Below are 7,315 nucleotides of genomic sequence, written 5' to 3' on the forward strand. Positions count from 1 at the left end.
GCGCCGGAGGGCGGGCCGTCGGGCTGCGGGCCCCGGGCCGGGGTGGGGCCGTCGGGGCGGCCACCGGAGGTCGGCCGCGGGCCGTCCGGCCGGGCGGTGCCGGGCGTCGGCGCGACCGCGCCGGGGCGGGCCGCTCCCCGGGCCGGACCCGGCTGACCGGGTACGCCCTCGCGGGGCGGAACGGGTGGCTCGGCGCCCGGCCGGGCCCGACCCGCCGCGGGGCCACCGCGACGGCCCGGGGCCGGCGGCACGGCACCGGTGCGGCCGGAGCCGGCGGAGCGGTCGACGGCCAGCTGCGCCGGGTCGGTGTGCGAGGTGCGGCCCGCCTGACGCAGCCAGTCCGCCGGTCGTTCCGGCCGGTCGCCGCGGGGTGCGCCGCCCGGTGGGGTCGCCCGGCGCCCGGTACCGGATTCGTCGGGATCGGTCCCGGCGCGCGACCGGCGTCGGCCGTCGGCGGGCAGCGGGCCGGACGGGGTGGCGCCGGCGCCCGACACCGGGGCGGTCGGCAGCACGGGCGGAGCGTTGCCGGTCAGCGGCACCACGGGCTGGTCCGGTTCGGCGGCGCGCCGTCGACCGGTGGGCCGGTCCGGGGCGGCCCCACGGCCGCCCCGACGCGCGATGGCACCAGTGTCCTCGCCGCCGGCCGGGTCGGCCGCCCGGCGACCCCGCGGGGCACCCGCCTGCGGGGCACCCGGGTCGGGCAGGGCTCCGCCGCTCACCGGTGCCTGGGCGGGGCGCGGGCCGCCGCTGACCGGGTTCGGTGCGGCCGGGTCCGGCGGGAAGGCCGGTCCGCGCCGCGCCGGGTCGGCGGCGTCCGCCGGGCGGCGCGCGCCGTCCCGGGGCACGGTCCGGCGCCCGGAGGCGCCGGCGGCCCGGGGGGCGGGCGGTGCCGGGTCCCCGCCGGGAGCCGGCCAGCCGGCGGGCGGTTGCCCGGCGCCGCCGGGTCGGGGTGCCTGGGCCCGGGCCGCGGTGCCGTCCCCGGCGCCGGGCGTGCCCGGAGCATCCGGGCGGGGTCGGTCCCCCGGCGGGCGGTCGGGGCCGCGCTGCCCCGGGCCGGGGGTGGCCGCCGGGCCGGGCCAGGCGCCCTCGCCCGGCCGGGGACGTTGTTCGGGGGCGGCGGGCCAGCCGCCGCGTACCGGTGGGGTGGCCTGCGGAGCACCGGCGCGTCCGGGCGGGGGGGCGTCACCACGGGACGGACGCGGGCCCTGCGGGCCCGGACCGGCGACCGGGCCGGGACGCGACGGTCCGGCCTCGGGGCGCGGGCCGCCCGGTCCGGGGCCGCCGGGCGCAGGCGGAGGCTGGGTGCGCGGACCGGCCGCCCGGCCGGGTGGCGGCACGTCGGCCCGGGGCGCGTCGGCGCGGGGCCCGGCGGCAGGCGGCCGGGCGGCGGGCGGCGGACCGTCCGAGCGGGGCGCGGCCGGCGCCGGACGGGGACCGGTGGGCGGCGCGGCCGGACCACGGCCGCCGGGGGGCGCGGGCGGCGTCGGCCGGGACGGCTCACCGTCCGGGCCGAGCTCGGCCCGCTGCTGCTTGGCGGTACGCAGATCGTCGATCCAGCCGAACTCCTCGCCGACCGGCTCCGGCGCCGGCTCCTCGGCCCGCCCCCGGCCCCAGCGGCGTCCCTTGGCGCGGGAGTCGCGCCGCTCGTCGGGACCGTCCTCCGGTCGCTCCCCACCACGCGATGTCACTGCTGACCCTCCCCGACGACGGTCGCGCCGTCCTCATCCGCCCCACCGGCGTGCCCCACGCCCGACGGGTGGCGGCCGTTCACCGCCACCGGCGTCGAATCCTCGGGGCGCGACGCCGGGGCGGACAGCCCCCGGACGATCCGGCGCAGCAGCGGCAGCCGGGCGGCCACCGACCGCTCCGCACCGTGCCCGCTGGGCCGGTAGTAGTCGGTCCCGACGAGATCGTCGGGAGCGTACTGCTGGGTGACCACCCCGCGCTGGTCGTCGTGCGGGTAGCGGTATCCCGTGCCGTGCCCGAGGCCGCGCGCGCCGGCGTAGTGGGCGTCGCGCAGCCCGCGCGGCACCGCGCCGCCCCGGCCGGCCCGCACGTCGGCGATGGCCGCGCCGATCGCGGTGGTGGCCGAGTTCGACTTCGGGGCGGTGGCCAGGTGGATGACCGCCTGGGCCAGGTTGAGCTGGGCCTCGGGCAGGCCGACGTACTCGACGGCGTGGGCCGCGGCGGTGGCCACCCCCAGCGCGGTCGGGTCGGCCATCCCGACGTCCTCGCTGGCGAAGATCACCAACCGGCGGGCGATGAACCGGGCGTCCTCGCCGGCGACCAGCATCCGGGCCAGCCAGTGCAGCGCCGCGTCCACGTCCGAGCCCCGCATGCTCTTGATGAAGGCGCTGGTCACGTCGTAGTGGGCGTCGCCGTCGCGGTCGTAGCGCACGGCCGCCACGTCGACCGCCTGCTCGGTGGTGGCGAGATCGATCCGGCCGGCGCCGGTGGCCACCGCCGAGGCGGCGGCGGCCTCCAGGGCGGTCAGCGCCTTGCGGACGTCGCCGCCGGCGAGGCGTACCAGATGGTCCTCGGCCTCGGCCTCGAGGGTGAGCGCGCCACCCAGGCCGCGCTGGTCGGTGACCGCGCGGCGCAACAGGCCGCGCACGGCCGCGTCGTCCAGCGGCTGGAGGGTGAGCAGCACGCAGCGCGACAGCAGGGGGGAGATGACCGAGAAGTACGGGTTCTCCGTGGTCGCCGCCAGCAGCGTGACCGTGCGGTCCTCGACCGCGGCGAGCAGCGAGTCCTGCTGGGTCTTGCTGAACCGGTGCACCTCGTCGATGAAGAGCACGGTCTGCGGCCCGCCTGCGCGGCGCTGCCGGCGGGCGGTGTCGATGACCGCCCGGACGTCCTTGACCCCGGCGGAGAGCGCCGACATGGCGACGAACCGGCGGTCGGTGGCCCGGGCGACCAGATGGGCGATGGTGGTCTTGCCGCTGCCCGGCGGGCCCCACAGGATGACCGACATCGGGGCCCCGCCGCCGACCAGCTGACGCAGCGGCGCACCGGGCGCGAGCAGGTGCTCCTGCCCGACCAGCTCGTCGAGCCTCGCCGGACGCATCCGGACGGGCAGGGGCGAATCCTCCCCGACCGCCGTGAAGCCGTCGACACCGCTCGGACCCGCGGGGGCGCTGGGCGCCGCGGCGGGTTCACCGAGGGAGAAGAGGGCGTCGGAGTCCATCACGGAAGACAGTACCGGGGGCGGTCCGCGACGCCGGAATCGCGCCGGGGACCGCGCCCGTCCTGATCCGTTGCGGTCAGCCGCGACCCGGCCGGCGGCCCCGGTACCAGCGACCGCCGCCGCCGCCGCGCGGGCTGCTGCCGACCCCGGCGAGGTAGAGGGAGAGCAGCAGCAGGCCGATGAGCACGAGGGTGTTCCAGTTGAACAGGTCAGGCGCGCCGAAGTTCGTGTTGAGCAGATCGATCAGCAGCGCGAAGCCGAATACGATCGCAGCGAGAATGGCGAGCATGGTCGTCCTCCGGTGGGGGTTCCCAGTAGGTCGGCCCGGGATGTACCCAATCGGTCGGCCCGTCAATCTCCACCGTGGAGTCGGCCGGCTGCGCCGGGGCGTTCTACCCTGACCGAGTGATCATGGCCGACCAGGAGTTGACCGACCGGGCGGCCCTGCTCGCCGCCACCGACCAGCACCCGTACGTGCGGCACACGCTCCGGCCGGGTGAAGAGCCGCGCGGCTGGCGGCGCGACGGGACGGTGGCCTGGCTGCTGCCGCCCGGGGCGCGGCCGGCGGGTGGCGCGCTCGGGGCGGCGGGGCCGGCGCTGGACGTCTTCGCCGACCTCGCCGCCGGCGGGGTCGTCGGCCCCGGGCAGTGGCTGAACCTGCCCCGGACCAGCCCGGAGACGCTCGCCGGCTGGCTGCCCGTGGCCCGTCACGACCAGTGGGACTTCCTCTGGACCAGCACGGTCCCGCCTCGGCAACCGGAAGAGGACCGGGTGGTACGCCTCGACGAGGCCGACCAGCCGGCCCTGAGCGCGCTGATCGAGACGTCCTTCCCCACCACCACCTCGCGCCCCGGCGACTCGGGAATCGTCGCCTGGTACGGCATCCGCGACGGCGACCGGCTCGTCGCCTGCGGCGCGGACCGCAGTCGCGGTGACGTCGGCTTCCTGGCCGGGCTGACCGTGGCCGCCGACCGGCGGGGCCGGGGTCTCGGCGCCGCCCTGACCATCGGGATGACCCGGGCGCTGGCGGCCCGGTACGACCACGTCGCGCTCGGCGTCTACACCCACAACGAGGGGGCGGCCCGGCTCTACCGGCGGCTCGGCTTCACCGGCACGCTCGCCCGCAGCTCGGTGCAGCTGGCCTGAGCGCCGACCGGTCCGCCGGCCCGCACCCCGGCTGCCGTGCCGCCGGCGCTGCGCGAGGCAGGGCGGATCCTCGCCCGTCGGCGGGACACCCCGGCGGCATCACCATGCCGCTGAGGTGTCCCGCTCGTGGCGGGGTGCGCCCTGATCCGGGCGGCCGCGACCCGGGCCGCAGCCGCGTCGACCGGTCAGCGGGCGGGAGCCGCTTCGGCGGCGCCCGCGCCGGGGCCGGTGGCCGGGACGGCCGCACCGGGCTCGGCGACCACATCGGAATCCGCTGACGGGCCGCGCCCGGCCGCGCGCCCGGCCCGCCAGGCCGGCAGGTAGAGCGGGGCGGCCATGGCCAGCACCGCCGCGCCCACCAGCATCGCCGTGGTGACACTGCTGGTGTCGGCGATCGCGGTGAGCAGCACCGCGCCGAGCGCGAAGCCGGGCTGCCCCATCATCGAGTTCAGCGAGAGCACGCTGGTCCGGTACGGCCCCTCGACCTGACGGTGCAGCAGGCCGGCGTGCAGCGGGTTGGCCGCGCCGTGCACGGTGTAGCAGGTCAGATAGGCGACCAGCACCCCGACCGGACCGGCGAGCAGCCCCATCCCGATCACGGTCCCGGCCTGGACGAGGAGCATCAGCGCGGCGCTCGGCGCGGCGCCCAGCCGGCGCAGCAGCAGCGGGGTCAGCGCCGCGCCCGCCGCGGAGGCGAGCCAGGCCGCCGAGTTGGCCGGCCCGAGCAGCGTCGCCGCCTGCTCGGCGCCGCCCGCCACCTCGCCGAGGCGGACCGGGAGCAGCGACTCGAAGGTGACCATGCCGAAGCCCCAGAACAGCTCGACGGCGACCAGGGCGAGCAGCACCCGGGAGCGGCGCAGCAGGCCCAGGGCCTGCCCCACCATCCGGGGCGCCTCGACGACCGAGGCACGCAGCGCGCCTGCGCCCCGGGCGGGGCGGGTCTCGACCAGCAGCGTCAGCAGGGCGATCAGGCCCACCGCCTGCAGGGCGATGGCGACCAGCACGGGCAGGGTGAGCGCGCTGACCGGGCCGAGCGGGCCGAGGGCGACCAGAGCGCTGCTGAGCAGCGCGCCGACGGCGATGGCGACGCCGGCGACGGTGCCGGCGTAGCCGAGACCGGGCTCGTACTCGGCCTTCGGGTCGGCGGCGAGGCTGGCGTCGACGTACCAGGACTCCAGGGGGCCGCTGTCGAGCGCCCGGAAGACGCCCTGCAGGGCCCAGACCAGGAAGAACAGCGCGACGGAGTCGGCCACCGCGAAGAGCCCGAGGGAGAGCAGGCTCACCGTCCAGGCGATGGCGAGAACCGGCTTGCGGCCGAGGGCGTCGGCCAGGCCGCCGGTGGGCAGCTCCAGCGCGAGCACCACCAGCGCCTGCGCGGTGGAGACCAGGCCGATCTCCGACAGCGACAGGCCGCGCTCCTGCATCAGCAGGATCATCACGGGGATCATCAGGCCGGTGGGCAGCCACCGCAGGCCGTAGAGGGAGAGATAGCGGAACCGGATCTGGCGTACGGACAGGGCGCTCACCGCCGGCCCTCCAGCATCGGGTAGCCGGCGAGGAAGACGTGCACCGGCTCGGCGCCCGGCTCGGCCCGGTCCGCCTCGTCGTGGTACCGCTCCAGCACCTGCCACACCTCGTTCTTGAGCGCCTCCATCCGGTGCGCCGGAATGGTCAGGAAGATGTCGCCCATGCCGAAGGCGTCCCGCCAGGCCGGCGACCACTCGTGCTCGACGGCCAGCCAGCGCTCGGCCCGCTCGACCAGCAGGCGCACCTGGTCGCCGTGAATCCACTGGATGGCCGCCCGGGCGTCGGGGTCGTCGTCGAAGTCGGTCGGCTCCCAGCTGGTCACGTCGTGCGCGGCCTGCCACCAGCGCTGCCGGCCGCTGCCCCGGTCGGGATCCTCGACCACCAGGCCGACCTCGGCGAGCTGGCGCAGGTGGTAGCTGGTCGCGCCGGTGTTGGTGTCGAGCAGCTCGGCCAGCGCGGTGGCGGTGGCGGGCCCGTTGGTGCGCAGCGCGCCGAGCAGGCGCATCCGCAGCGGGTGCGCCAGCACCCGGACCTGCCGGTGGTCGAGCCGGACCTCACGCGGCGTGGCCTTCTCGTCGTTCCCCATGGTTGCACGATATCTGTGCACACTTTCTCTGCACAAGAGTTGTGCAGAGAAAGTGTGCGTGGAACTGGGCCCGAGGTCAGGCCCCGAGGAGTTCGGTGACGCCGCGCAGCCGGGTCCGCAGCAGCGCGGCGGCGCGCGAGGAGTCCAGCCGGACCTCCGTGGGGCGGACCACTCCGGCCGCCGCGCCCGTGGTGGTCTTCAACCCGGCCGGGTCCAGCCCGAACCGGCGCGCGACCAGCAGCCCGAGATCGGCCCGGCTGACCGCCTCCGGGCCGGCGACGTTGAGCGGGCCGGCGTGGTCGCCGTCGACCAGTTCCAGGACGGCGTCGGCCAGGTCGGTGACGTCGATCGGGCAGCGCAGCTCGTCGGTGAAGAGGGTGGCCCGGCCGGCGAGGGCGTCGCGGCAGAGCTGGATCTGCTTGCTCCCCTCCCCCACGATCAGCGAGGTCCGCACCAGCACGGCGCTCGGGTCGATCGCCCGCACCGCGGTCTCCGCCGCCGCCTTCGCCGCCCCGTACGGGTGGATCGGCGTGGGCGGGTCGTCGTCCAGGTAGGGCGTCGGGCGCCCGGCGTGCAGCGCGTCGCTGGACAGGTGCACCAGCCGCGCCCCGGCCTCGGCCGCCGCGTACGCGATGTGCGCCGCGCCGTCGGCGGTGACCGCCCAGTCGTCGTTGCGGTACGGGGTCCCGACCACGGCGGCCGGCCGCACCGCCGCAACCAGCTCGCGCACGGCGGCTCGGTCGGTCACGTCCAACCGCCGCGCGTCGACGCCCGGCACACCCACCGCACCTGAGTGGAACGTCCCCACCACCCGCCGCCCACCCGCGAGCGCGCGCCGGCACACCTCCCGGCCCAGAAACCCACTCGCC

At 77.8% G+C, this 7,315-nt stretch carries 6 protein-coding genes and 1 pseudogene; 1 reads left to right on the top strand and 6 read right to left on the bottom strand.

All coding sequences use genetic code 11. From position 1 onward, the window contains the following. The 3 genes and pseudogenes from ACSNN7_RS28200 to ACSNN7_RS28210 all read right to left on the bottom strand — a co-directional run. Positions 1-1,688: pseudogene (locus ACSNN7_RS28200) on the bottom strand (hypothetical protein); the annotation flags it as partial. Then, the gene (locus ACSNN7_RS28205; RefSeq protein ID WP_436684090.1) at positions 1,685-3,187 is read right to left on the bottom strand and encodes a replication-associated recombination protein A; all 1,503 of its coding nucleotides are present in this window, start codon (positions 3,185-3,187) and stop codon (positions 1,685-1,687) included. The gene ACSNN7_RS28205 and the pseudogene ACSNN7_RS28200, both read right to left, overlap by 4 nt. A 76-nt stretch (positions 3,188-3,263) precedes the next feature. Continuing rightward, positions 3,264-3,476, bottom strand: a complete 213-nt coding sequence (locus tag ACSNN7_RS28210; RefSeq protein WP_436684091.1) for a hypothetical protein — start codon at positions 3,474-3,476, stop codon at positions 3,264-3,266. A 122-nt stretch (positions 3,477-3,598) separates the two neighbouring features. On the opposite strand from ACSNN7_RS28210, the gene ACSNN7_RS28215 reads away from it, so the two are divergent. Beyond that, the gene (locus tag ACSNN7_RS28215; RefSeq protein ID WP_436684095.1) at positions 3,599-4,333 is read left to right on the top strand and encodes a GNAT family N-acetyltransferase; all 735 of its coding nucleotides are present in this window, start codon (positions 3,599-3,601) and stop codon (positions 4,331-4,333) included. Between the two features lie 185 nt (positions 4,334-4,518). Here ACSNN7_RS28215 and ACSNN7_RS28220 read toward each other — a convergent pair whose 3' ends face one another. The 3 genes from ACSNN7_RS28220 to ACSNN7_RS28230 form a co-directional block, all read right to left on the bottom strand. Beyond that, on the bottom strand, positions 4,519-5,859 hold the full coding sequence (locus tag ACSNN7_RS28220) for an MFS transporter (RefSeq protein ID WP_436684092.1): 1,341 nt from the start codon (positions 5,857-5,859) through the stop codon (positions 4,519-4,521). After that, complete coding sequence (locus ACSNN7_RS28225; RefSeq protein ID WP_436684093.1) at positions 5,856-6,446, bottom strand: ArsR/SmtB family transcription factor; 591 nt, start codon at positions 6,444-6,446, stop codon at positions 5,856-5,858. The genes ACSNN7_RS28220 and ACSNN7_RS28225 overlap by 4 nt, the downstream gene beginning before the upstream one ends. 76 nt (positions 6,447-6,522) lie before the next feature. Then, positions 6,523-7,315, bottom strand: a 793-nt coding sequence (locus ACSNN7_RS28230) for a sugar nucleotide-binding protein (RefSeq protein ID WP_436684094.1), incomplete at its 5' end; no start/stop codon positions are given.

The sequence above is a fragment of the Micromonospora sp. URMC 105 genome, assembly GCF_051386295.1.
Taxonomy (GTDB): Bacteria; Actinomycetota; Actinomycetes; order Mycobacteriales; family Micromonosporaceae; genus Micromonospora.